The following is a 24,789-nucleotide window of genomic DNA, read 5'->3' on the forward strand; positions in this document are numbered from 1 at the left end:
TATTCAGGCCGAGTTCATGGCTGGTCCGGGCGGTGCGCGGGTCCCGGCCCGCGTATCACGGTGGGGTGGTGGAAGGTGGCCCTAGGTGCCGCGCAGGTTGGTGCCCTCCGTAGCCTGTGTTCCGAACCTGTGTTCTGAGGAACGGGGTGGGACGTGGAACACACAACAGAGGGAACAGGTGTGGGCGCGGATACGGGCGTGGACGCGGGGCCGGTGCTCACCGGGCGTTACCGGCTGGGCGAGTCCATCGGCAGCGGGGGTATGGGCCGGGTATGGCGCGCCCACGACGAGGTGTTGCACCGTACCGTCGCCATCAAGGAGTTGACCGCAGGACGCTATGTCTCCGAGGCCGACCGCGCCGTACTGCACCGGAGGACCCAGAAGGAAGCGCGGGCGGCGGCGCGGATCACCCACCCGGCCGTGGTCACCGTCCATGACGTGCTCGACCACGACGGCCGGCCATGGATCGTCATGCAGTACGTCGACGGCCCCTCCCTCGCCGATGTCGTGAAGCAGGGCGAGGTCGACTTCCGCGAGGCGGCCAGGATCGGTCTCGCCGTCCTCGGCGCGCTGGGCGCGGCCCACGCGGCCGGGGTGCTGCACCGTGATGTGAAGCCCGGCAATGTCCTGCTCGCCGGGGACGGCCGGGTTCTGCTCACCGATTTCGGGATAGCGGCGATCGAGGGCGACTCGACCATCACCCGGACCGGTGAACTCGTCGGCTCCATCGACTATCTGGCGCCGGAAAGGGTACGCGGCAACGACCCCGGACCGGCCTCCGACCTCTGGTCGCTCGGGGCGACGCTCTACGCGGCCGTGCAGGGGGTCTCGCCTTTCCGCCGTACCTCACCGCTCTCCACCATGCAGGCCATCGTCGGTGACGAGCCGGTCCACCCCGACCGGGCCGGACCGCTGGCGTCCGTGATCGCCGCGCTGCTGCGCAAGAACCCGAACGCGCGGCCCACGGTGGCCGAGGGCGAGCGGATGCTGCGCGAGGTGCTGGAGGGCGCGGCGGGCGGCGCGGCGGACCGGCTGCAGACCGGGAGCGCCCCGGTGGTGAACGTACTGGCGGACGGCGATGTGGAGGAGGTCACCACCGACCTGGCGCCGCCGCCCGAGCCGACGCGGCCGAGCGCCCGTACAGGGGAGGGGAGCGGTGACGGAGACGTCGGGACCGCGGACCTGGGAGTGCGCTCCGGCGCATACTCCGGTCCGCACTCCAGCTCGCACTCCGGCTCGCGTTCCGGTCCGCACTCCGGTACGCAAGAACGTACGTCCGTACCTCCCCCTCTCTCCCACACGCACCCGACCGCGCACACCTATGTCGCGGGACGCGGCCCGCGCGGCCACTGGCGCAAGAGGATCGCGGTCGTCGTACTCGCGGCCGTTCTCGGCGGAGGGGTGGTCTTCGCGGCGCTGAAGTACGAGGACGGCAGCGACACGGCGAGCGGTTCGACGTCGTCGATGGGTGTGTCGGCAGGCGGCGATTCCCAGGACAGCGCCACTGGCGGCGTCAGCGGCGACGAGGTGGCCGTCTCCGAGGGCTGGACCCGGATCGAGGCCGAGGAGGGTTTCAGCCTCAACGTCCCCCAGGGCTGGGAGCGCCGTACGGACAGCTCCCACATCGACTACACCCCGGACAAGGGCCGCCATCTCCTGCGGATCACCATCGACTCGCCCGACTTCGAGACCCCCCGGCTGCACATGCTGAATGTGGAGAAGAGCCTCGGCCGACTCCCCGACTACCGGCGGATCAGCCTGCGGGACAACGCCTTCCGGGACCACGAGAAGTCCGCCCTCTGGGAGTTCGCCTGGACCGAGCGGACGGGCAACCCGGGCCCGCGGCGCGCGATCGACCAGATCTACTTCTCGGACGACAGCGCCACGGAGTACGCGATCTTCATGTCGGGCCCGGAGGACGACTGGGCCGCGACCCGCAAGCAGTTCGACGCCGTACTGCGCAGCTGGCAGCCGCCGCCGGAGGAATCCGGCTGAGCGGGCGCGCGGCTGATCAGGGGTTATCCGCGGGTGGTCACCGGCGGTATCCGGGCGGGGTGCGGAGGGTCGCGAAAGGGGCCCGCCGCGGCCTCCGGCGGGTGGCCCGAAAAGGGTTACCCTCGGGTATCCAAAGCGCTGGAAGCGGCATACCCTCGGCCCCATGACGGACTCGCAGGCCCTCGCCGCCGCTCCTGCCACCCCCGGCTCCCTCGGTACGAACCCGGTCGCCGCCGCCCCCGCGGGGGCCCGTACCGCCGCCGATGTGGTCACCCCCGAGGTGGTCGCCCAGCTCATCCGGGGCGTGGCCGGTTCCGGCCGTACCGCACACCACACGCCCTTCACCGGGGCGCGGTTGGCGGAGCTGCCCGAGTCGACCCCCGAGGACGTGGCGCACGCCTTCGACCGGGCGCGCGCCGTCCAGCCCGGCTGGGCCGCCACCCCCGTGCGGCGCCGGGCCGCGGTCCTGCTGCGCTTCCACGACCTCCTCCTGGAGCGCCAGGCCGAGGTGCTCGACCTGATCCAGCTGGAGACCGGCAAGGCCAGGCTGCACGCCCACGAGGAGGTCCAGTCCGTCGCCGTCGCGGCCAGGCACTACGGGCGCAGGGCGCCGGCGTATCTGCGGGCGAAGAGCCACCTCGGCGTCATGCCGTTGCTGACCAAGGTCACCGAGCTGCGCCATCCGCGCGGGGTCATCGGCCAGATCGCGCCCTGGAACTACCCCCTCGAAGTCTCCATAGGCGACGCGTTGCCCGCGTTCGTCGCGGGCAACGCCGTCGTGATGAAGCCCGACACCGAGACCGCGCTCACCGTGCTGTGGGCCCGTGACCTGCTGATCGAGGCCGGACTGCCCGCCGAGGTCTTCCAGGTGGTCATCGGGGAGGGGCCGGTCATCGGCCCCGAGGTCGTGCTCCACGCCGACTACGTCTCCTTCACCGGCTCGACCCGTACCGGCCGCGAGGTCGCCCGGGGCGCGGCGGACCGGCTCGTCGGCGTCTCGCTCGAACTCGGCGGCAAGAACGCCATGCTGGTCCTGGCCGACGCGGACCTGGAGAAGGCCGCGGCGGGCGCGGTGCGCTCCTGCTTCTCCTCGGCGGGCCAGCTCTGCGTCTCCATCGAGCGGCTGTACGTCCACGAGTCGGTGGCCGACGCGTTCGTGGAGCGGTTCGCCGCCCGTACGAAGGCGATGCGGCTCGGCGGCTCCCTCGCCTACGGCGCCGACATGGGCTCCCTCGCGGGCGACCGCCAGCTCGACTCGGTCGTCCGCCATGTCGACGAGGCCGTCGCCAAGGGCGCCACGGTCGTCGCGGGCGGCGTCGCCCGCCCGGACATCGGACCGTACTTCTACGAGCCGACGATCCTCGACGGTGTCGTGCCGCCGATGGCGGTCTGTACGGAGGAAACGTTTGGCCCGGTCGTCTCCCTCTACCGCTTCGGCGACGAGGACGCGGTGATCGACCTGGCCAACGACACACCGTACGGACTCAACGCGAGCATCTGGACGAAGGACGCGGCCCGGGGCCACGCCCTCGCCACCCGGCTGCGGACCGGCACGGTCAACATCAACGAGGGGTACGCGGCGGCGTACGGCAGCGTGGGCTCCCCGATGGGCGGAATGAAGGATTCCGGTCTCGGCCGGCGGCACGGCTCCGAGGGCATTCTCAAGTACACCGAGTCGCAGACCGTGGCGCGGCAGCGGCTGGTGCAGATGGCTCCGGGGTTCGGGATGGACGACGAGCGGCACGCGGCCTTCATGAACCGCGGCCTGCGGGCGATGAAGGCGCTGCGGCTGCGGTGACCGGCTCGCCGTTCAGTACGCCGTAGATCAGTACGCCGTAGGTGTCGACGAGGAGAGCCAATGCCGCAGGACGGTCCTGTCCGAGGAGCCGGTCACGACGACCACGACGGTCATGGCCGCAACAGTCATGGCCGCAACAGTCATGGCCGCGACGATCACGACTGTGACTACGACTACGACTATGACGTGATCGTCGTAGGGTCCGGTTTCGGTGGCTCGGTCTCCGCGCTGAGACTGGCCGAGAAGGGCTACCGGGTGGGTGTCCTGGAAGCGGGCCGCCGCTTCACCCGGGAGACCCTCCCCAAGAACTCCTGGGACCTCAGGAACTACCTCTGGGCACCCGCCCTCGGCCTCTACGGCATCCAGCGCGTCCATCTGCTCGGCCATGTGATGGTGCTGGCGGGCGCCGGGGTCGGCGGCGGCTCGCTCAACTACGCCAACACGCTGTACGTACCGCCCGCCGCGTTCTTCGAAGACCCGCAGTGGGCGGCCATCACCGACTGGCAGCGGGAGTTGAAGCCGTACTACGACCAGGCCACCCGCATGCTCGGCGTACGGCTCAACCCGACCATGACCGCCTCGGACGTCCATCTGAAGGCGGCGGCCGAGGAGATGGGCGTCGGCGACAGCTTCCACCTCGCCCCGGTCGGCGTCTTCTTCGGGGACGGTGGGGACGCCGACGGTACGGTCAGGGCGGAGCCCGGAGCGGAGGCGGCCGACCCGTACTTCGGCGGAGCGGGCCCCGCGCGCAGGGCCTGCGTCGAGTGCGGCGAATGCATGACGGGCTGTCGGCGGGGCGCGAAGAACACCCTCACCGAGAACTACCTGTATCTGGCGGAACGGGCCGGCGCGGTCATCCACCCCATGACCTCGGTGGTCGCGGTGACGGAGGACCGGGCGGGCGGTTTCCGGGTGCTCACCGTCCCGACCGACGCACGAGGAAAGGGGCGCCGGAAGGGCCGTACGAAAACCCTCCGCGCCCGGCAGGTCGTGATCGCCGCCGGAACGTACGGCACCCAGACGCTGCTGCACACCATGAAGGACCAGGGCCTGCTGCCGCGGATCTCCGACCGGCTGGGCGAGCTGACCCGTACCAACTCCGAGGCGCTGGTGGGCGCGCAGACCGACGACCGGCGCTACCGCGCACGCCACGGCGCGCCGAAGGCGGACTTCACCCGGGGCGTCGCCATCACCTCCTCGATTCACCCGGACGACGCCACCCACATCGAGCCGGTGCGCTACGGCAAGGGCTCCAACGCGATGGGCGCGCTGTCCATCCTCCAGGTGCCGCACGGCGACCGGCGGATCCGGGGCTGGCTCGGCAACGCCGTACGCCATCCGATGCTGCTGCTCCGCTCGCTCTCCAACCACCGCTGGTCGGAGAAGACGATCATCGGCCTGGTCATGCAGTCGTTGGACAACTCCCTGACCACGTACCGCAGGCCGACCGGCCCCGGCAAGGGCCTGCTCACCGCCCGGCAGGGGCACGGCGCCCCCAACCCCCAGCAGATCCCCGAGGCGACCCGGGCCGCGACCCTGATCGCCGCCGAGATCAACGGCTTCGCGGGCAGCAACGTCGGCGAACTCATGGGCACCCCGCTGACCGCCCACTTCCTGGGCGGCTGCGCCATCGGCGCGTCGGCGCGGGAGGGCGTGATCGACCCGTACCACCGGCTGTACGGACACCCCGGCGTCTCCGTGGTCGACGGCTCGGCGGTCTCGGCGAACCTGGGGGTGAACCCGTCTCTGACGATCACCGCCCAGGCCGAGCGCGCGATGTCCTTCTGGCCCAACAAGGGGCAGCCCGACCCCCGCCCCGAACAGGGCGCGCCCTACGCCGGGCCGGTGCCGGTCGAGCCGCTGACCCCGGCGGTCCCGGCGGATGCCTTCGCGGCGCTGCGGCTTCCGTTCCTGGGGATGCCGGCGGTTCCGCCGCAGAAGGACCGCAGGAAGCGGTAGTTCCCTTTGCGGCTGTTCGTGGCTGTTCATGGCTGCTCATGGCGTTTCGCGGCGGTGCGAGCGGCTGTTCTTGCGCCGGTACGGAAAAGAGGCGCTGCACCCCCCTCCGAGTGCAGCGCCTCTTGGCTTTGTTGTCGCGTGTGACGCGTTACACGGCGGAGTCGCCGTGACGACGGCGCTTCATCGCGAACATCACACCGGCACCGGCGACGATGGCGATCCCGCCGACCATGCCGATGACGGGGACCATCGAGGAGGAACCGGTCTCGGCGAGGCTGCCGGTGGGCGGCAGCTGGTTGGCGCCACCCTGCGGCTTCGTCTCCGAGGGCTTGGCACCGGTGCCCGGCTTGGGCTTGCCCGGGTTGTCGTTCTTCGAGCCGGCCGACAGCACCTCGAACTCCCAGTCGGAGTAGGAGGGGAGGGTGCAGTTCGTGTCGGAGTCCGTGTAGGCGGCGAGGCCGACCGCGTAGCCGTTACCGGCCGGGGCCTTGGCGCCGATGTTCAGCCGCAGCTTGAGGTCGACGTACGCCTTGGCGCCGAGGGTGGTGTCGCCGATGTAGATGCCGGTGCCGAGCTCACCCGCCGACAGCCACTTGCCGCTCTTGTCCTGGAACTCGACCTGGGTGAAGGTGCCGAGCCACTTGGACTCGTCCTCGTCGAAGGACTCGTTGTCGATGAACAGCGCCCAGTCGATCTTTCCGAGCGCCTTGTCGGAGGTGTTGGTGGCGCGCAGGGTGAACGCGTGCCAGCCGCTGCCCGCGGTGATCCTGCCCGGCAGGCCGCTGATCCCCAGCTCCAGCGCGGAGTCGAGGTCGAAGTCCTCGTCCTCCTCGTCGATCAGGCACTCGGCGGGCTCGGTCGGCTCGGCGCTCGGCGGGGTGGTGGGGCTGGTCGAGGGCGCGGGCGACTCGGCCGTGGGCTCGGCGGTGGGCTCGTCGGTCGGGTCGTCCGTCGGATCGACCGGCGGGTTCTCCGTGGGCTCGGTCGGCTCGTCGGTCGGTTCGGTGGTGGGGGCCGGGACCTCGTCGGTGGGCTCGGTCGTCTCGCCGGTGCCGCCACCGGTCTCCGTGTCCTCGGTCGCCGTGTCGGACGGGCCGGGGGAAGCGGACTCTGTGGAGGTCTGCGTGTTCGTGTCGTCGGTCGCGTAGGCGGCCGGGGCCGCGAGGAAGGCGGCGGGAGCTATGACGGCGGTCGCTGCGGCGACGGCCATAGCGCGGCGAAGCTTCATGAAAAGACCTCAGCGAAGTCCGGCGCACCGCGTGGATGACGGTGCGGAGTCGTGGGGCCCTTCCCTTATGGGGGTGATGGGTGAGGCCGTTGGTGTCGCATGCAAGACCTGCGACACCCGATAATGGTTGTGGCCTTCTTGACGAAATCTTTATGCGTCCTGGATCACGCATATATTCGGCGGCCGGGCCTTCGGGGGAGAAGCGGGAGAAGGCGGGAGGAACCGGGACCTCGCCGGGAGACCTCACCTGGGGAAACTCGCCGGGGACCTCGCCTGGGACCTCACCGGGGAAAGCGGACGGCCGGTCCCGGGCGTCCCCGGAACCGGCCGTCTTCTGTGGGACCGGGCGGCTGTCCCCTGCCGACCGGTCACGGGCGCCGGGGCGAGGTCCCACGGCGCACCTGCAGTGCGTCGCACGCCCCGGCGGAGCCACGGCTGCTTGTGCTTGTGCTGTCTCCGCGCCCGTACGGTCCAACGAAGGCCGGGGTGGGGCGGTCACGCACCGTACGGGTGAGATCCGGGGCCGGAGGTTTCCGTACGGCTGCGGCAGGAGGGGCGTCGCCCGGATGCCGGGGGTGTACCGCTCAGATACGGCCCCTGCTCAGCTCCAGCAGGGTCATCGCCAGCGCCGTACCCGGTTTGCCGAGGGCGTCGCGGTAGCGGGCGAGGATCTCCATCTCGCGGGAGAGGCTGACGCGGGGGCCGCCGGAGGCCATCCGGGTGTCCTGGACGACGGACGAGATCGCGAGCCGCTCCTGGATGAGGCCGAGGATCCGGTCGTCGAGGGTGTCGATACGTTCGCGCGCGTCGCCGATGAGCGTGGCCGCCTCGTCCGTACGGGCGCCGGTGTTCTCGGTGATGGTCATGTCGGGCTCCTGGTGGTCCTGGTCTTCTGTGATCCGGGTGGTCCCGCCGGTCCTGGTGGTCAGGGTCGGGAGGGGAGGAGCCCCGGAGGCCGTACGGCCCCGAACGCGACAGGCGCCCCGGGCCTTTGTCGGCCCGGGGCGCCTGTCGAAGTCGCTTGTCAGCTCAAGCAGCACGACCATGGCAGCCGGACGGGCCGGTGCCATAGGTAAAGACGTAGGTCAGCTGGGTGCGCATGCGGTCAGTATGGACCAGGCGCGCCCGCGCGGGGCAACGCGGGTTCGGATGGTGAGACGAAAAGCTGTCCGCGAGGCGTCCCCGGCCGCCGTTAGAATCGGGAGAACCCAGACCTGTTCTTCACCGCCGGAAGGCCGCCCCCGTGCCAGCAGCACCCCCCGCCGCCCCCGACGTCGTTCTCGTCGTCGACTTCGGCGCGCAGTACGCCCAGCTCATCGCCCGCCGTGTCCGTGAGGCCCGGGTCTACAGCGAGATCGTGCCGTCCACGATGCCCGTGGCCGAGATGCTGGCCAAGAACCCCAGGGCGATCATCCTCTCCGGCGGTCCCTCCTCGGTGTACGCGGAGAACGCGCCCACCGTGGACCGCACGCTCTTCGAGGCGGGCATCCCCGTCTTCGGCATGTGTTACGGCTTCCAGCTGATGGCGACCGTCCTCGGCGGGACCGTCGACAACACCGGGGCGCGGGAGTACGGCCGTACCCAGCTGCGTGTCTCACGGACCGGCTCCACCCTCTTCGAGGGCACCCCGGCCGAGCAGGCCGTCTGGATGTCGCATGGCGACGCCTGCTCCGCCGCGCCCGCCGGATTCACCGTCACCGCGTCCACGGACGTCGTCCCCGTCGCCGCCTTCGAGAACGACGAGAAGAAGCTGTACGGAGTCCAGCACCACCCCGAGGTGCTGCATTCCACGCACGGGCAGCAGGTCCTGGAGCACTTCCTGTACCGGGGCGCCGGCATCGAGCCGACCTGGACCACCGCGAACGTGGTGGACGAGCAGGTGGCGCTCATCCGCGAGCAGGTCGGCACCAAGCGCGCCATCTGCGGGCTGTCGGGCGGCGTGGACTCGGCCGTGGCCGCGGCCCTCGTGCAGAAGGCCATCGGATCCCAGCTGACCTGCGTGTATGTCGACCACGGTCTGATGCGCAAGGGCGAGACCGAGCAGGTCGAGAAGGACTTCGTCGCCGCGACGGGCGTCCAGCTCAAGGTGGTCGACGCCCAGGACCGCTTCCTGGACGCGCTGGCCGGGGTCTCCGACCCCGAGCAGAAGCGGAAGATCATCGGCCGTGAGTTCATCCGGGTCTTCGAGCAGGCCCAGGCCGAGATCATCGCCGAGGCGGGCGCGGAGGGCGAGGACGTCGCCTTCCTCGTCCAGGGCACGCTGTACCCGGACGTCGTCGAGTCCGGCGGTGGCACCGGCACGGCCAACATCAAGTCCCACCACAATGTCGGCGGGCTCCCCGACGACATCGAGTTCGAACTCGTCGAGCCGCTGCGCAAGCTGTTCAAGGACGAGGTCCGGATGGTCGGGCAGCAGCTCGGCCTGCCGGACGAGATCGTCCAGCGCCAGCCCTTCCCCGGCCCCGGCCTGGGGATCCGTATCGTCGGTGAGGTCACGCGCGACCGTCTCGACCTGCTGCGCGAGGCCGACGCGATCGCCCGCGAGGAGCTGACCGCGGCCGGTCTGGACCGGGACATCTGGCAGTGCCCGGTGGTCCTGCTCGCCGATGTGCGGTCCGTGGGCGTCCAGGGCGACGGCCGCACGTACGGCCACCCGATCGTGCTCCGGCCCGTCTCGTCCGAGGACGCGATGACCGCCGACTGGACGCGGATGCCGTACGACGTGCTCGCGAAGATCTCCACGCGCATCACCAACGAGGTCGCCGACGTCAACCGCGTGGTCCTCGATGTGACGAGCAAGCCGCCGGGGACCATCGAGTGGGAGTGACCCCTCCGGGCCTCGGGTCGGCCGCCTGATCGGCCGCCCTTCGCTGTGAACGCCGACGCCGTCGCCCATCTGTTCGGGCGGCGGCGTCGCGCGTAGGGCCTGCGGCGTCGCCCGTGTGGCTGATGCGGCCGCTGGGGGCGGAGGGTCAACACCGTAACGATGTTGTCACCCGCTCCCACCGGGCAAACTTCACTTATGCCTCTCCTCGTGCGGGACAATTCCCCTGTGTTGTAAGGCAGTTCATGGGCGGGGCGGGGAAGGCGGCAGACGGCGTGGCGGTGCAAGAGGCGGGAGTGGGCGCACACGGCGGTGGCTGTAGGTGCGGGGGCTGTCCGCACGGGGCGCGGGAGGGCCATCGGCGGGCGGTGTCCGCGTTCCTGGTGAAACGGGACGAACTGGCCGCCGGGCAGGGGCTGCCCGGGGCCGTGGCCCATTCGGCGGGGGCCACCCGGCAGTGGGTGTCCGACGAACTGACCCAGTCGGCGCGCGCGGTGGCCGAGCGGAGCCGGGAGGCGGGCGAGGCGTGGCTGCGCGCCGTCCGGTTCCACACGCTGCTGGTGCTGTGGAGCGGGGTCGTCGTGCTCGCGTTCGCCCAGACGGGGACCGCGATCGGGGCGGGCTGGTCGGCCGCGCGGACGGCCGGGCTGGTCGCCGCCGCGCTGACCGCCGGGGCGCTGAGCGCGGCCGCCTGGCTGCACCGGGCCCGGGGCGGGCTGCTGGCACCGCTGATCGGTGAGGACAACCGGCTGTCGACCTCGCGGACCGTCGCCTCCGCCTGGATCCTCCTGGCCGTCTTCTCCGTGCTCTTCCTCGCCCTTCAGCTCGCGGGCGCCTCCGAGCCCGCCCGGCGCGACGAACTGATCGCCGGGCTCGGCCTGGCCAGGGGCGCCGCCCTGGTGACGGTGCTGGCCGTGGTGAGCGCCGTCGCCGTGGTCGCACGCCGGGTGGTGTCCGTGCGGGTGCTCTCCCAGCGGCTCCAGAAGGTACGGGCCGAACGGCCCCGCCCGGCCGATCTGCTCTGTGACGACGGCGGACGCGGCAGCTTCACCGATGTGCAGTACGTCCTGGTGAACGCCGCCGCCGCGCTCTTCTGCGCGGTCCGGCTGGCCCGGCGGCCCGAGCAACTGCCCGATCTGCCCTGGGCGCTCGCCCTGCTCGTCGCCGTCTCCGCCGCCACCTACTTCGCCGGGAAGTACGCGGAGGGCGGGCGGCCCGTCGTCCTGTCGGTGGTACGGGCCAGGGAGGCGGGCGATCTGGACGCACCCATCCGTACCGGCGACGACATCGAGATCCGCGGCGTCGGATTCGTCCCGCCCGGGGCGGGGACCCCGGACCGGCTGGCGCGGATGGTGGTCCGGATCGGCCCGGTCCATGTGCACGTACCGCTGGTGCCGGTCCCCGGCGGCTTCGCCAACCCGGCCGACACCACCCTCACCGTGCCCGTCCCGGTGGAGGTCGAGCCCGGATCCGTGGAGGTACAGGTGGTGACGGCGGCTGGAGTGGAGACCAACCGCGTCATCATCGACGTCATGGACTGAGCGGATTCGATGGACTGAGCGGATTGGCGCGATTACTGAGCCGATTGGTGTGATTACCGATCCTGTCTGTTGTCCACTGTCTTGTTCCAGAATGCTGATCGACTGGTTCACTGGGCGTCCGTAGTGTCGTAGAACAGTGAAAGGCGGACCGGCGATGTCATTTGGCTACCGGACGGACACCTATGGGCTGGGCGTCGGCGAGGGCGGCGGTGACCGCGGCGGCCTGCGGGAGAACGCCACGCGCTACGCGCTGCTCCCGCTGAGGATCTTCCTCGGCGTCACCTTCGTCTACGCCGGGATCGACAAGTTCACCCAGGGCGGCTTCTTCGCGGCGACCGGCACCGGATCGGTCGGCGAACTGATGCGTGGGGTCCGGGGCAGCTCGGCCATACCCGCGCTGGTCGATCTGGCGCTCAAGAACCCCGCCGGGTTCGGATACGCCATGGCCTTCGGAGAGCTCGCCGTGGGCCTCGGCGTCCTCTTCGGGGTGTTCACCCGGATCGCCGCGACCGGCGGCGTCCTGATCTCCCTGAGCCTATGGCTGACGGTGAGCTGGCAGAGCACCCCGTACTACTACGGCAACGACCTCCCCTATCTCATGGCCTGGCTGCCCTTCGTGCTCGCCGGGGCCCCGGTGCTCTCGCTGGACGCGTTCCTGTCCGGTCGGCGGCGCCGTACGAGGTAGTACGTCAAGGTCACGGCGGACGCCAGGAACAGCCCACAGGCCATCACCACGACCGCCGTGAACCACGGCGCGTGCCAGGCGCCCGCCGCTTCGCCCAGATAGGGCACGGCGGAGGCCAACGCGGTCAGGCCCAGGATCAGCCGGCCCGGCTTGAAGTCATGACGCGGCATTGGCCACCTCCACCTGGCCGAGGCCGACCTCCAGCTTCAGCTCCAGCTCGCCCGTCCTGTCCGCGCCGACCGGCGATATGGTGCTCATACGCGTGCGGTCCGGGGAGATATTCACCTCGCTCGTCGACTGATCGGGGAAGCGGATCTCCCCGAACCCGACATGGGCCTCCGTTGTCACCATCATCCCCTTCGGCAGCACGACCTTGAGCTTTCCGGCGCCCACCTCCGCGAACGCGTGCACCGTCCGGCCCTTGGGGACCGTCAACCCGCTCAGATCCAGGACCGCCGTACCCGCCCGCAGCTCGTACCGGGGCTTCACATCGGCCGCCGAGGAAGCCGCCCATGTCTGCCGGTGCCACTCCGTGGTGACATCCTTCGGGACGGTGGCGGCCCCGGTGAGCAGGCCCGCCGTGATCAGCGTCAGCAGGACCGTCCCCAGACCGGTCCGGCCCAGCAGGCTGCTGAGCGCGAGACCGAGACCGAACACCACGAGCGCGGCGGCCAGCCCGATCTCCAGGCTCGTACCCAGTGGCTGATGGTCCCAGGACAGCCCCGTCCCCAGACCGGCCGCCAGCAGGGCCAGCAGAAAGACCCGGCCGGCTATCCCGCGTGAAACACGGAGCCGGGGCGACCGCAGGGGAGTGGCGCCCGTGTGCCACCGCCACGGCTGCGCGTGGACCGTCACAGGGCTGTCGGGGCCCCACAGATAGTCCGTACCGGCCGGACCCGGACTGCTCGGCCCCGTCCGCCCGTCCTTCACGATGGGGTCGCGCCACCACGACGGGGTACCGGCCGGCGGCGGAGCCTTGGTCTCCGGAGGGGCCTCCGCGACGGCCTGCGCCGTCGAGGGATCGAGCGGCACGCCGTCCGACGGGACCACCCGGCGGCGCTGTGACCAGACGGCCGCGCCCGCGACGGCGATCGACAGCATCGCCGCGAAGCCGAGCATCCCGCCGTTGTCCAGCATCGACAGGAACAGACCACAGCCGATCAGCGCGAACAGCACGGCGATCAGCGAGGCGCCGTCCACCCGGCCCGACAGCAGCTTGCGGCCCTCGTTCTCCTCCTGGCCGTCGAGCGGGATCAGCAGCCAGGCGAAGCCGTAGAAGATCAGTCCTATCCCGCCTGTCACCGTCAGCACCCCGATCACGATCCGGAAGATCACCGGATCCACGTCGCAGTACCGCCCGAGCCCGCCGCACACGCCCGCGAACACCTTCTGGCGCGGGCTGCGGCGCAGCCGCGGGGGCTCGGGCGAGGGGGTGGCGGAGGGCGGCGGAGGCGGCGGCGACGCGGAGCCCGGCGCCGGGGGCGGCGCTGCGGGCGGCGCGGGAGGCTGCTGAGGCGGCGGCTGGGTCATATGTCCATGGTGACGGTGGGACCGCCCCGGCTCCAGCCGTATCGACCCCGGTCTGCCCCTGATATTGACCCCTGGGAACCACCGGGGACGGGATCAGGGTCGCGTCAGGGGTCCGACCCTGATGCCCCGAGCCGCTCTACCGTGTGACCATCGATGACATGCCAGCAGCCCCGCCCCGCGCCTCCGCGACCGGCTCCTCCCGTGCCCCTGTGCCGGAGGAGCCGCCGACACGCAAGCTGTACCGCAGCGCGGACGGCAGGCTTGTCGGCGGGGTCGCGCGGGGGCTCGCGGGACATCTCGGGCTGCCGGTCGTCTGGGTGCGGCTGGTCTTCCTCGGGCTGCTCCTCGCCCAGGGCCTCGGCGCGCTGCTCTACGCGGTTTTCTGGATCGTCGTCCCGCTCGGTGTCGGCGGTACGGCCGCCGAGCCGCGCTCCGTCTTCGAGACCAGCCCCGACGGCAGACGCCGCCTCCGCAAGCCCGACCGGGGCCAGGTCTTCGCGCTGGTGGCGCTGGTGATCGGGGCCGGTGTCTTTATCGGCAACGTCAGCCTCGGCCGTAGTGAGGCGGACCGCTACATCTGGCCGGCACTGCTGATCGGCGCGGGCGTGGTCCTGGTCTGGCGTCAGGCGGACAACGCGCGCCGCGCCCGCTGGACCGAGGTCGGCAGCCACCGCCGGACGCTCCAGCTCGCGCGCGGCGTCGCCGGTGTCGCTCTGGTCGGCCTCGGCCTGGCCGTCTTCATGGTGGTGCGCGGCTCCGCGGCCCAGTTCGGCAACGTACTGACCGGCGCGATCGCCGTGGTCGCCGGGGTCGGGCTGCTCGCCGGGCCCTGGCTGGTCCGGATGACCCAGGATCTCTCCGAGGAGCGGCTGATGCGCATCCGCGCGCAGGAGCGCGCCGAGGTAGCCGCCCATGTCCATGACTCCGTGCTGCACACCCTCACCCTCATCCAGCGCAACGCCGACGAGCCGGGCGAGGTCCGTCGGCTCGCCCGCGCCCAGGAACGGGAGCTGCGCGCCTGGCTGTACAGACCGGAGGGCACGGGCAAGGACGAGGACGAGGAGCCCAGCACCCTCGCCGAGGCGGTCAAGCGGACGGCAGCCGATGTCGAGGACTACCACGGAGTGCCGATCGAGGTGGTCGTCGTCGGCGACTGCCCGCTCGACGAGAAGCTGGCCGCCCAGATGCAGGCCGCGCGCGAGGCGATGGTCAACGCCGCCAAGTACGGTGGCGAGGGCGGCGCGGTCCAGGTATTCGCCGAGGTGGACGGCCGTACGGTCTTCCTCTCGGTACGGGACCGGGGGCCCGGGTTCGACCTGGACTCCGTGCCGGACGACCGGATGGGCGTCCGGGAGTCGATCATCGGACGCATGCAGCGCAACGGCGGGACGGCCCGGCTGCGCTCGGTGCCCGGCGGCGGCACCGAAGTCGAGCTGGAGATGGAACGGGCGGACTGAACGGGCGGACTGAACGGACGGATCGAACGGCGGATTGAACGGTGGGTTGAGCGGACAGGCTGACGGCGCCTGTCGTCAGTCCGGGCGGTTGAGACATGAATGCGCCGGGGCGGATGGGACAGGCCGGCTCACGCGGACCGCGTCCGGCCGCCGGCTGTCGGCCGGACGACCGGGGACCGTACGGTACGAATGCCGCGCGGGCGGCGGAGCGACGAGGGCGAGGGGCAGAGACCATGACCGAGGGCGTACAGGCCGAAGGCACTCCTGCGGAGGGCGGGTCCCCGGCCGGGGACGGCCGCCGCGTACGGGTGGTGCTGGTCGACGACCACCGTATGTTCCGTACCGGAGTGCAGGCCGAGATCGGCCGCACCGAACAGACGGGCGTGGAGGTCGTCGGCGAGGCCGCCGACGTCGATCAGGCGGTCACCGTCATCACCGCGACCCGCCCCGAGGTCGTGCTGCTCGATGTCCATTTGCCGGGCGGTGGCGGCGTCGAGGTGCTGCGCCGCTGCGCGCCCCTGATGGGCACGGCGGAGAACGCGGTGCGCTTCCTTGCGCTGTCGGTCTCGGACGCCGCCGAGGACGTCATCGGCGTGATCAGGGGCGGTGCGCGCGGCTATGTCACCAAGACGATCACCGGCACCGATCTGGTCGACTCCATCTTCCGGGTGCAGGAGGGCGACGCGGTCTTCTCGCCCCGGCTCGCCGGGTTCGTCCTGGACGCCTTCGCGTCGACGGACGCTCCGCCGGTGGACGAGGACCTGGACCGGCTCACCCAGCGGGAGCGCGAGGTGCTGCGGCTGATCGCGCGGGGGTACGCGTACAAGGAGATCGCCAAGCAGCTCTTCATCTCGGTGAAAACCGTCGAATCGCATGTCTCCGCGGTCCTGCGGAAGCTCCAGCTGTCCAACCGGCACGAGCTGACCCGCTGGGCGACCGCGCGCAGGCTGGTCTGAGCGAGGGCCGGTCAGAGCGAGGCCGGTCCGAGCGTCATGAGCAGGGCCATGAACAGCCATGAGCAGCCATGAGCCGTCCTATGAGCAGTGCCAGCGGGTGACGTACAGCCCGTCCCGTCCAGCACACCCCGGATGCACTCGCCCGGCTCGGTATCGATCGCGCCCGCGAGTTCGGCGCGGCCCTGCCGGGTCCGCTCCGTGCCGAACCACCCGGGGAACGCGGTGATGCGCGCGTCCCTGCGCTGATAGCCGAGGCGTACGGGGATATCGGCGCCGCCCGCCTTCCGGACGTACCGGGTGGTGAAGGTGCCCGATCCGCCGACCGGGCCCTCGACGCAGAGACGGCCGCCGGACAGGTCGCCGCAGCCCTTGGGTGTGACGCCCACAGGCGCCAGGACGAAGAACGAACCCATGGCGAGAGCCGCCGTGCGGACAGCGGTGGCGGTCACTCGTCCCACGGTTTCCCTCCTGGCCTGTCCCCCTGGGGCCCTGGGGACCGGCATCCCTCGGGCCGACGCTGCGATGATGCTCATCGTGGCCCGGGGGCGGGGCCGGGGCACCCCGGCACGTCCACATGGGTCGCCGGGGCATGGACCGCCTCGGGGAAGGGGCTACACGGGGCGCGTGGCCCCCGCGAACGGCATCTGGTCGATCGGGGCGAGCCGCACCGCCGTACCCGGCCGAGGCGCGTGGATCATCTGCCCGCCGCCGACATACATTCCGACATGGCTGATACCGGAGAAGAAGAACACCAGGTCACCAGGGGCGAGCTGGTCCCGGCTGACGCGCTGCCCGGCATTGATCTGGGTGTAGGTGGTACGCGGGAGGGACACTCCGGCGGAGCGCCAGGCGGCCTGGGTCAGCCCCGAGCAGTCGAAGGAACCGGGCCCGGTCGAGCCCCAGACGTACGGTTTGCCGATCGCGCCGTAGGCGAAGGCGACAGCGGCCGCCGCACGGGCGTTGGGTGCCCGGACAGCGCCCGCCGACTGCGCCTCCGGCGCCCGGTCCGATGCCTGTCCCCGCTGGTCGTCCCGGCCCTGCTGGTCGTACTGGGCGCGCTGCTCGGCGGTGAGCCGGTCCAGCAGTCGGCGGGCGGAACCGATCTTCGACTGGATGGCCGACTTGTGCCGGGACAGCTCGGCCTGCCGCGCCTTGAGATCCCCGAATCGCTGGTCGGCGCGCGTGCGCAGCCCCGCGATCCGCGACAGCTCCCGGTGGATCCCGGTGACCACGGCTGCCTGGCGGGTACCGGCGCGTTCGGCGAATGACGCGTCCTCCAGGAAGTGCTCGGGCTCCGAGCTGAGACCGAGCTGTACGGAAGGGTCGAGCCCTCCGGAGCGGTACTGCGCGGCGGCGATCGAGCCGAGTTCGTCGCGCGAGGCGTTGAGCCGCTCCGTCCCACGGGCGGCCTCGTCCCGCAGCACGGCGATCGAGGCGCGGGCCTGGTCGGCCTTCACCTTCGCTCCGTTGTACCGCTCCGTGACGGCCTCCGCCTGCTCGTACAGCCTGTCGACCTTGGCCTTGACCTGCGCGGCGGTGAGCGCGGGCTCCGCGTGTACGGCGCTGCCCGAGGCGGTCGCGGTCGCCGCCCCGGCGAGCGCGAGAGTGGCGGCGGTACGGGCCGTCCGGGCGGTGAACGGGCGCTGCTTGGGTTTTCGGTGCGCTGCCACGGGGCGGTCCACGTCCTTCGTGCGTCAGGTGTCCGTGCGGGAACAGGTGGTACGGGTACGGCGGCCACCTGGGAGGACGTTATGACCCAAGGTCACGGCCTGGCATCGGCTTGACGGGTATTGGTCGGAGGTGGCGGTTCCATGGCGTTTCCCGACCGAGTTGATCTTGAAAAGGCGCGACTTCCGGCTGGACGGGACCGAAACGGAGACTGAGGGTGACCTCACCGAAGAACGGCGAAATACCCACGGTTAGGCTCCGAATCATGGACGTACTCATCAATGTCTTCGTTGCTCTTCACATCATCGGCATAGCCTCGCTGCTCGGCGGTTTTCTGACCCAGATGAAGTCGATGAGCGCGGGAACGGCCCGCTTCAGCCCGGCGATGCTGCACGGCGCGCTGACGATGCTGATCACGGGAATGGCTCTGGTGGGCCTCAATCAGGCCGACGGCCAGGCGGTCAACAGCATCAAGATCGGTGTCAAGCTGGCGATCCTGGTCGTGATCCTCGGCCTGGTCTATGTGAAGCGGGACGACGAGGTGCTCCCGAAGCCGCTGTTCGGCGCGGTGGGTGGTCTGACGGTGGTCAATATCTTCATCGCCACGCTCTGGACCTGAGCCACCGCTCAAATCAGCGGCCCCCGATGCTCCGTGACATCGGGGGCCTTCCTGCTTCTTGCCCGGCCTGTTTCTCGGCCGACCTGTTTTCTGCCAGGTTTCCGCCGGGCCTCTTCTGTCGGGCCTCTTCTGTCAGGCCTGTTTCTGTCAGGCCGGGCGGACGCTGCCGTAGATCGGCATGTAGTAGATCGACTCCTCGCGGACGTTCGATCCGGGCTTCGGCGCGTGGATCATCATGCCGTCACCGATATAGATGCCGACGTGGCTGACATCGTCGTAGAAGAACACCAGATCGCCGGGGAGAAGATCGTCCGTCGCGATGTGCGCGCCGGCTTTCGCCTGTTCCCAGGTGGAGCGCGGCAGCTGCACACCGACCTCGCGCCAGGCGACCTGGGTGAGGCCCGAGCAGTCGTACGAGCTGGGGCCCGAGGCGCCCCAGACGTACGGCTTGCCGATCTGGCCGGCCGCGAACGCGATGACCCTGGCGGCCTTGGCGGCGTAGGCGTCGGCGGGGCACTCGGCGGTGGCACCCGCGAGAGGGGCCGCCACCGGAGCGGCGGCCGGCGCCGAGGGTGAAACCGGAACCGGAACCGCAGGTACGACCGGGGCGGGAGCCGGGGCAGCCGCTACCGGAGGGCCTACCGGAGGCGCTACCGGCGCCGCCACGGCCGGGGCCGGGAGCGTGGGGGCGGCCACCGCCGGGCCGACGCCCGTACCCGCGCCCACGACCGGCATCGTGCCGGTGCTCCTGATGGCGCTGATGTTGATGCCCGTACTGGTGTCGGTCGACAGCGGCGGGGGCGGGAGCTGGGGCGGCTGTCCTTCGCGTCCGGCCGCCTCGGCCTCGGCCTTGGCCCGGCGGCGTTCGGCTTCCTTCTTGAGCTCCAGCGTGGCCACCCGCGTCCGTTCCTCCGCCGTCAGCTTCGACAGCAGGGCGCGCGCGGTGGTGAGCTTCTTCTGAACGGTTTCCTTGCTGACCCGCAGTGAATTCTGGGGGTCGGCCGGGACTTCGGTGTTCTCGGCGGGCCGCTCCGGTGCCACGGCGGCCTGCGGCGCCCGGAGCGAGGGCGGCGGCGGGGTCTGTGGCATCGGCGGGGACGACGGCGGGACCTGGAGCGAAGGCGCGGCAGGCGGCGGGACCTGGAGCGAAGGCGCGGCCGGCGGTGGGGACATGGGCCGGGGCGGCGACTGCGGCTGGGGCGGGATCGCGGAGACGGCCTCCTGCCGTCGCTCCGTCAACCGTTCCATCGCCTCGACCTGTTCGGCGTACGACGGGGGCCTACGCCGCTGCTCGCTCACCTTGCCCGCGCCCTTGGGCGCATTGCCGCGTATCTGTTCGGCGGCCCGCTTCTGCTCCGCCGTGATCTCTTTCGCCTTGCTGAGCTGGGAAGTTCCGCTCCCGGCCTGGCGGTACAGGTCGTTGACTTTCTTCTGTACCTCTTCGATGGACGGATTCGATACGGCGGGCGCGGCTTCCGCGCCCTGCGTCGACAGCAGCGTGACCGAGGCGAGGGCAGCCGTCGGGAACCCGACGGCGGGGGAGTTGGTTACTTCGCTACGGTTGCGCGACTTGCGATGCGACGCCAAGGCCGGCATCTCCTTCCGTTGGACCGCCTACCGGGTTAGCTGTCGGGTTCGGGCGGAACGGAAGGCTGCCCTACGGGCCTTGAACGTACGGCGACGTACGGCCCGATTCACCCCGTCGTGCAGAGTGGGTCCCCGGTTTCGGACTTCCCTGTGGAAAGCCGAATTCGGCGTGGCTGCCCGCGTGGCGTGGGTCGCCGTTGTGGGAACGGGCTGCCTGTTCGAGCACGCTAGCCAAATTGTGCCGCTGATGTGAAGGTGGATGGTCGATATGCCCGAAACATTTTCGTGACCATTTGCGGGAGTCGGGTGCAGGGTCGAGTAATGAGGGGTATAGCGTCACGCTCCGTGGTTCCATGGTCGCTGTGCATGAGGGGCGGGGGTGCGCGGTGATCGAACGCCGGAATCCGTGAAAGAGCGAGTGCCGGGTCCCGTGGAGATCGTGGAAACCGGAGCCTGTGAAGATCCGGGCGTCCGGAATCCCGCGAGGACTTTCGAAGGCGGGCGCGGGTTGTCAGTGGGGCCGCCTAGACTCGGGAAGCGATGAGCAGCCTCTTTGACGACAGTTTCCTGGCGGACCTCCAGCCCTCCGGCGACGAACACCCGCCGCCGCCCGAGGACCCGGACGGCCATGCCCCGGAGCAGGTGCCCGACGACCTCTTCCAGGGCGCCTTCGACCTGCCCCCGGCGCGTGATCCGTACCACCGGGACGGTGCTCCGCGTACGGTCGTGGACCCCGCCGCGCTGCTCGAAGGGCTGAACGACGAGCAGCGCGCCGCCGTCGTGCACACCGGATCGCCGCTGCTCATCGTGGCGGGGGCCGGGTCGGGCAAGACCCGTGTCCTGACCCACCGGATCGCGCATCTGCTGGGGACCCGCACTGTCCACCCCGGCCAGATACTGGCGATCACCTTCACCAACAAGGCCGCCGGTGAGATGAAGGAGCGCGTCAGCCAGCTTGTCGGCCCGCGTGCCAACGCCATGTGGGTGCTGACCTTCCACAGCGCCTGTGTACGGATCCTGCGGCGCGAGTCGAAGAAGCTCGGATTCACCTCGTCGTTCTCGATCTACGACGCCGCCGACTCCAAGCGGCTGATGGCCCTGGTCTGCCGCGATCTCGATCTCGACCCGAAGCGTTATCCGCCGAAATCCTTCAGCGCCAAGATCTCGAATCTGAAGAATGAGCTGATCGACGAGGAGACCTACGCCGGTCAGGTGGCTGGGGGCACCTCCCAGGCCGAAGGCTCTGGGGGAGGGTTCGAGAAGATGCTCGCCGAGGCGTACCGGATGTACCAGTCGCGGCTGCGCGAGGCCAACGCGCTGGACTTCGACGACATCATCATGACCACCGTCCATCTGCTCCAGGCGTTCCCCGATGTCGCCGAGCACTACCGGCTGCGCTTCCGCCATGTCCTGGTGGACGAGTACCAGGACACCAACCACGCCCAGTACACCCTGGTACGCGAGCTGGTGGGCCCCTCGGGCGGGGACAGGGCCCCGGCGGAGCTGTGCGTGGTGGGGGACGCCGACCAGTCGATCTACGCCTTCCGGGGCGCCACTATTCGTAACATCCTCCAGTTCGAGGAGGACTACCCCGACGCGACGACGATCCTCCTGGAGCAGAACTACCGCTCCACCCAGACGATCCTCAGCGCGGCCAACGCGGTCATCGAGCGGAACGAGAGCCGCCGCCCGAAGAATCTGTGGACGAAGGCCGGCGCGGGCGCCCAGATCACCGGCTACGTAGCGGACACGGAGCACGACGAGGCGCAGTTCGTCGCCGAGGAGATCGACCGGCTGACGGACGCGGGCGAGGTGAAGGCGGGCGACATCGCCGTCTTCTACCGTACGAACGCGCAGTCCCGGGTCTTCGAGGAGATCTTCATCCGGGTCGGCCTGCCGTACAAGGTCGTCGGCGGAGTGCGCTTCTACGAGCGCAAGGAGGTCCGCGATGTGCTGGCCTATCTGCGGGTCCTGGCCAATCCGGAGGACAACGTACCGCTGCGCCGGATCCTCAATGTGCCCAAGCGTGGCATCGGGGACCGTGCCGAGGCCATGATCGACGCCCTCGCGCTGCGGGAGAGGATCACCTTCCCGCAGGCGCTGCGGCGGGTGGACGAGGCGTACGGCATGGCGGCGCGCTCGACGAACGCGGTCAAGCGTTTCAACACGCTGATGGAGGAGCTGCGCACGGTCGTGGAGTCGGGCGCGGGCCCGGCGACGGTCCTGGAAGCGGTGCTGGAGCGGACGGGGTATCTGGCGGAGTTGCAGGCTTCGACCGACCCGCAGGACGAGACCCGTATCGAGAACCTCCAGGAACTCGCGGCGGTGGCGCTGGAGTTCGAGCAGGAGCGCAGCCAGGCGGCGGGTGCTTCGGGCGGAGCGAGTGCGGCGGGCACGGGGGACGACGGTACGGACGCCGGTGACGCCGCTGCCACGGCCACGCCCACCCTGGCGGAGTTCCTGGAGAAGGTGGCGCTCGTCGCCGACTCGGACCAGATCCCCGACGAGGACGAGGACGGCTCCGGGGTCATCACGCTGATGACGCTGCACACGGCCAAGGGCCTTGAGTTCCCGGTGGTGTTCCTGTCGGGCATGGAGGACGGCGTCTTCCCGCACATGCGTTCCCTCGGCCAGACGAAGGAGCTGGAGGAGGAGCGGCGGCTCGCGTACGTCGGCATCACGCGCGCCCGTGAACGGCTCTATCTGACGCGGGCGTCGATGCGCAGCGCCTGGGGACAGCCTGCGTACAACCCGCCGTCGCGGTTCCTCGAGGAGATTCCGGTACAGCACCTGGAGTGGAAGCGGACCGGTGCGCAGATCCCGGCGGGTCCGACGTCGGGGATCACGTCCTCGCTCTCCTCGTCCGCCTCGCGGTCGAGGGCGGGCGGCGCCTCGGGCTTCGCCACCCGGCGTACGGCGGGGGACAAGCCGGTGATCTCGCTGGCGGCCGGGGACCGGGTGACGCACGACCAGTTCGGCCTCGGCACGGTCGTCGAGGTGACGGGCGCGGGCGCGGACGCGCAGGCGACGGTCGACTTCGGGGACACCAAGCCCAAGCGGCTGCTGCTGCGCTACGCGCCGGTCGAGAAGCTGTAGGAGCCTTCGGGAGCCTGTAGGGCTATCGAAGGACAGAGCGGAACAGAGCGGAACAGAAGCGAGCGGACCGGGGCTTCCTCCTTGTGGAGCAGCCCCGGTCCGCTCGCTTCTTCACGTCGGGTCGAGCTTGATGCCCGGGTGGCGTTACGTCGGGTCGAGCGTGTGGGTGCGCAGCCACTGCAACGGGTCTATGGCGGAGCCGCCGCCCGGCCGTACCTCGAAGTGCAGGTGCGGTCCGGTGGAGTTGCCGGAGTTCCCCGAGTAGGCGATGACGTCCCCGGCCTTGACCGTACCGGAGCGGATCTTGGTGCTGCTGAGATGGCAGTACCAGGTCTCGGTGCCGTCGGGGGAGGTCACGATGGCCATGTTGCCGTACGCGCTGTTGTACTGCGTCCGTACGGTGCCGTCGGTCGCGGCCATCACGGGCGTGCCGTACGACACGGGGAAATCGATCCCGGTGTGCATGGACATCCAGTTGACGCCGGCCTGGCCGTAGTACGCGCTGAGCCCGTGCTGCGAGACGGGGAGCGCGAACTTGGGGCGCTCCGCCTCCTTGCGGATGGCCTCCGCCAAGCGCTTCTTCCGGTCTGCTTCCTGCCGGGCCTGGAGGTCGATGCGCTCCTGTGTGCGGCTGGCGCGGTCGCCGAAGTCGCGGGCGCCCTCGCTGAGGGTGGCGAGCTGGGAATTCAGCTTCTCGTTGGCGGCGGCGGCCACGGCCACGGCGGGTTTCTCGTCGGGCGCCGAAGCCGTCGTGATCTTGTCGTCCTTGGTGTCCTCGCCGCTCAGCGCGCCGAGCCCGCCGACGGAGGCGGCGGCGATGCCCGCGACGCCCATGACACAGGCGGAGGGGACGGCGACGGTGAGGAGCGCGGAGCGCTTGGCGGGGGTACGGCGACGGCCTCGGCCACCGCTCCCATTGCCGCCGGTCCGGCCGGTGGTGCGGGGGGTGACATCGATGGTCGGTACGGTCATGGTCGCCGCCATGTGCAGCGACTCGGGACCGGGGAAGTTGTCTGCCGCGATGTCGGGCTCGCGCTCGCTCTCGGTGGCGGTCTCGTACGAGGATCCGGGGTGGTACTGGTCCGGTGCGACGGCTTCGACGAGGACGGTGTCCTGCGGATCCTGGGTCGCCCCGGCGGAGTTCCAGGCGGTGGTGTCGTACGCACCGGAGTCGAACGAGGTCACGGTCCACTGGGCGGTGGCCTCGTATTCGAGGGGCTCGGTCTTGAGCGGTTCGGAGCTGAGCTGTTCGGGGCCGAACCGCTCGGCGTTGAATTGCTCCGGGTTGAATTGCTCCGCGTTGAACTGCTCGGGGCTGAACTGTCCCGGGTCGAAGGTGTCGGCAACGGTGGCGGTCTGGCCGGTGGCCGTGCCCGCCGCGTCGTAGCCGAACTCGCCACTGGAGAACGGAGAGTTGTCGAACTGCTCTGCCCCGCCTGCGCCGTTCGGCTGATCCGCCACTGGCCAGGCGCCCGAGTCCCACTGGCCCGCGACGTCGGCCGGGGCGGCGGCGGAGTCGGCGGTGACGGCGGCCCATGTACCGCTGGTGTCGTACTGCGGGGTGCCGTATGTGTCGTAGCCGACCGTCTGATGGGCGCCGGTGCCCCACTGGCCGGAGTCGTACGACCCGGCGTGGGCCTGCGGGCTCTCGTATCCGGCATGGGCATCCGGGCCGGCCTGGCCGTCCGGGATGCCGCCGAAGAGGGGATCCGTCTCGAAGCTGCCGTTCTGGTAGCCGTCATGTGCGGCGTACCCGGCGTGGGCGTGCTGGTCGTTCACCAACTTCTCTCTCGCCTCGGCAGCAGAACCAGGGTGTCCGGGATCCGGTCCTGAGCGGAGAGGGTCC

17 protein-coding genes and 1 riboswitch are annotated in these 24,789 nt (G+C 70.6%); of the genes, 10 read left to right on the forward strand and 7 right to left on the reverse strand.

What is annotated here, in order from left to right; translation table 11 throughout:
- The first annotated feature begins 261 nt into the window (after window positions 1-261).
- The 3 genes from ACIP8W_RS20885 (at window position 262) to ACIP8W_RS20895 (ending at window position 5,752) form a co-directional block, all read left to right on the forward strand.
- Window positions 262-1,995 (forward strand): serine/threonine-protein kinase, encoded by a 1,734-nt coding sequence (locus ACIP8W_RS20885; protein WP_402204157.1) that lies wholly within the window; start codon window positions 262-264, stop codon window positions 1,993-1,995.
- Window positions 1,996-2,158: 163 nt separating this feature from the next.
- On the forward strand, window positions 2,159-3,793 hold the full coding sequence (locus ACIP8W_RS20890; protein ID WP_401956054.1) for a succinic semialdehyde dehydrogenase: 1,635 nt from the start codon (window positions 2,159-2,161) through the stop codon (window positions 3,791-3,793).
- Window positions 3,794-3,853: 60 nt separating this feature from the next.
- On the forward strand, window positions 3,854-5,752 hold the full coding sequence (locus ACIP8W_RS20895) for a GMC oxidoreductase (RefSeq protein ID WP_402204090.1): 1,899 nt from the start codon (window positions 3,854-3,856) through the stop codon (window positions 5,750-5,752).
- 148 nt (window positions 5,753-5,900) lie between these two features.
- On the opposite strand, the gene ACIP8W_RS20900 is transcribed toward ACIP8W_RS20895, so the two are convergent.
- Both ACIP8W_RS20900 and ACIP8W_RS20905 read right to left on the reverse strand, forming a co-directional pair.
- Entirely contained in the window at window positions 5,901-6,980 is a 1,080-nt protein-coding gene (locus ACIP8W_RS20900) for an LPXTG cell wall anchor domain-containing protein (protein ID WP_401956056.1), read from the reverse strand.
- A gap of 584 nt (window positions 6,981-7,564) precedes the next feature.
- Complete coding sequence (locus ACIP8W_RS20905; protein WP_401956109.1) at window positions 7,565-7,879, reverse strand: chorismate mutase; 315 nt, start codon at window positions 7,877-7,879, stop codon at window positions 7,565-7,567.
- 344 nt (window positions 7,880-8,223) lie between these two features.
- On the opposite strand from ACIP8W_RS20905, the gene guaA reads away from it, so the two are divergent.
- The 3 genes from guaA to ACIP8W_RS20920 all read left to right on the forward strand — a co-directional run bounded on the left by guaA (window position 8,224) and on the right by ACIP8W_RS20920 (window position 12,030).
- Entirely contained in the window at window positions 8,224-9,807 is a 1,584-nt protein-coding gene (gene guaA / locus ACIP8W_RS20910; protein ID WP_401956057.1) for a glutamine-hydrolyzing GMP synthase, read from the forward strand.
- 242 nt (window positions 9,808-10,049) lie between these two features.
- Complete coding sequence (locus ACIP8W_RS20915; RefSeq protein WP_401956058.1) at window positions 10,050-11,345, forward strand: hypothetical protein; 1,296 nt, start codon at window positions 10,050-10,052, stop codon at window positions 11,343-11,345.
- A 154-nt stretch (window positions 11,346-11,499) separates the two neighbouring features.
- Window positions 11,500-12,030: a DoxX family protein gene (locus tag ACIP8W_RS20920; protein ID WP_401956059.1), complete on the forward strand. Its 531-nt coding sequence runs from the start codon at window positions 11,500-11,502 to the stop codon at window positions 12,028-12,030.
- A 156-nt stretch (window positions 12,031-12,186) separates the two neighbouring features.
- On the opposite strand, the gene ACIP8W_RS20925 is transcribed toward ACIP8W_RS20920, so the two are convergent.
- Window positions 12,187-13,560, reverse strand: a complete 1,374-nt coding sequence (locus ACIP8W_RS20925; RefSeq protein ID WP_402204093.1) for a PspC domain-containing protein — start codon at window positions 13,558-13,560, stop codon at window positions 12,187-12,189.
- 158 nt (window positions 13,561-13,718) lie between these two features.
- Between ACIP8W_RS20925 and ACIP8W_RS20930 the strand changes: the two genes are divergently transcribed.
- Entirely contained in the window at window positions 13,719-15,017 is a 1,299-nt protein-coding gene (locus tag ACIP8W_RS20930) for a PspC domain-containing protein (RefSeq protein WP_401956061.1), read from the forward strand.
- 233 nt (window positions 15,018-15,250) lie between these two features.
- Window positions 15,251-15,973, forward strand: coding sequence for a LuxR C-terminal-related transcriptional regulator (locus ACIP8W_RS20935; protein WP_401956062.1), 723 nt, complete (start codon window positions 15,251-15,253; stop codon window positions 15,971-15,973).
- Window positions 15,974-15,984: 11 nt separating this feature from the next.
- On the opposite strand, the gene ACIP8W_RS20940 is transcribed toward ACIP8W_RS20935, so the two are convergent.
- Complete coding sequence (locus ACIP8W_RS20940) at window positions 15,985-16,431, reverse strand: hypothetical protein (protein ID WP_402204095.1); 447 nt, start codon at window positions 16,429-16,431, stop codon at window positions 15,985-15,987.
- A gap of 153 nt (window positions 16,432-16,584) precedes the next feature.
- Entirely contained in the window at window positions 16,585-17,643 is a 1,059-nt protein-coding gene (locus tag ACIP8W_RS20945) for an NlpC/P60 family protein (protein ID WP_402153425.1), read from the reverse strand.
- A gap of 263 nt (window positions 17,644-17,906) precedes the next feature.
- Between ACIP8W_RS20945 and ACIP8W_RS20950 the strand changes: the two genes are divergently transcribed.
- A complete protein-coding gene (locus tag ACIP8W_RS20950; protein WP_401956065.1) occupies window positions 17,907-18,260 on the forward strand; it encodes a hypothetical protein in 354 nt (117 codons plus the stop codon).
- Between the two features lie 147 nt (window positions 18,261-18,407).
- Here ACIP8W_RS20950 and ACIP8W_RS20955 read toward each other — a convergent pair whose 3' ends face one another.
- Window positions 18,408-19,847 carry a C40 family peptidase gene (locus tag ACIP8W_RS20955; protein ID WP_402204097.1) on the reverse strand — a complete coding sequence of 480 codons (1,440 nt, stop codon included), beginning with the start codon at window positions 19,845-19,847 and terminating at the stop codon, window positions 18,408-18,410.
- 7 nt (window positions 19,848-19,854) lie between these two features.
- Window positions 19,855-20,027: riboswitch (cyclic di-AMP (ydaO/yuaA leader) on the reverse strand.
- Between the two features lie 360 nt (window positions 20,028-20,387).
- On the opposite strand from ACIP8W_RS20955, the gene pcrA reads away from it, so the two are divergent.
- Window positions 20,388-22,943, forward strand: coding sequence for a DNA helicase PcrA (gene pcrA, locus ACIP8W_RS20960; RefSeq protein ID WP_401956067.1), 2,556 nt, complete (start codon window positions 20,388-20,390; stop codon window positions 22,941-22,943).
- A gap of 144 nt (window positions 22,944-23,087) precedes the next feature.
- On the opposite strand, the gene ACIP8W_RS20965 is transcribed toward pcrA, so the two are convergent.
- On the reverse strand, window positions 23,088-24,722 hold the full coding sequence (locus ACIP8W_RS20965; RefSeq protein ID WP_402204099.1) for a M23 family metallopeptidase: 1,635 nt from the start codon (window positions 24,720-24,722) through the stop codon (window positions 23,088-23,090).
- Window positions 24,723-24,789: the final 67 nt, after the last annotated feature.

It is taken from the genome of Streptomyces sp. NPDC088554, from assembly GCF_044752945.1.
Lineage (GTDB): Bacteria > Actinomycetota > Actinomycetes > Streptomycetales > Streptomycetaceae > Streptomyces.

Coding starts and splice junctions, on each gene's coding strand:
- ACIP8W_RS20885 (WP_402204157.1), top strand. CDS start 262: ATGGGCCGGGTATGGCGCGCCCACGACGAGGTGTTGCACCGTACCGTC.
- ACIP8W_RS20890 (WP_401956054.1), top strand. CDS start 2,159: ATGACGGACTCGCAGGCCCTCGCCGCCGCTCCTGCCACCCCCGGCTCC.
- ACIP8W_RS20895 (WP_402204090.1), top strand. CDS start 3,854: ATGCCGCAGGACGGTCCTGTCCGAGGAGCCGGTCACGACGACCACGAC.
- ACIP8W_RS20900 (WP_401956056.1), bottom strand. CDS start 6,980: ATGAAGCTTCGCCGCGCTATGGCCGTCGCCGCAGCGACCGCCGTCATA.
- ACIP8W_RS20915 (WP_401956058.1), top strand. CDS start 10,050: ATGGGCGGGGCGGGGAAGGCGGCAGACGGCGTGGCGGTGCAAGAGGCG.
- ACIP8W_RS20920 (WP_401956059.1), top strand. CDS start 11,500: ATGTCATTTGGCTACCGGACGGACACCTATGGGCTGGGCGTCGGCGAG.
- ACIP8W_RS20925 (WP_402204093.1), bottom strand. CDS start 13,560: ATGACCCAGCCGCCGCCTCAGCAGCCTCCCGCGCCGCCCGCAGCGCCG.
- ACIP8W_RS20930 (WP_401956061.1), top strand. CDS start 13,719: ATGCCAGCAGCCCCGCCCCGCGCCTCCGCGACCGGCTCCTCCCGTGCC.
- ACIP8W_RS20935 (WP_401956062.1), top strand. CDS start 15,251: ATGACCGAGGGCGTACAGGCCGAAGGCACTCCTGCGGAGGGCGGGTCC.
- ACIP8W_RS20950 (WP_401956065.1), top strand. CDS start 17,907: ATGGACGTACTCATCAATGTCTTCGTTGCTCTTCACATCATCGGCATA.
- pcrA (WP_401956067.1), top strand. CDS start 20,388: ATGAGCAGCCTCTTTGACGACAGTTTCCTGGCGGACCTCCAGCCCTCC.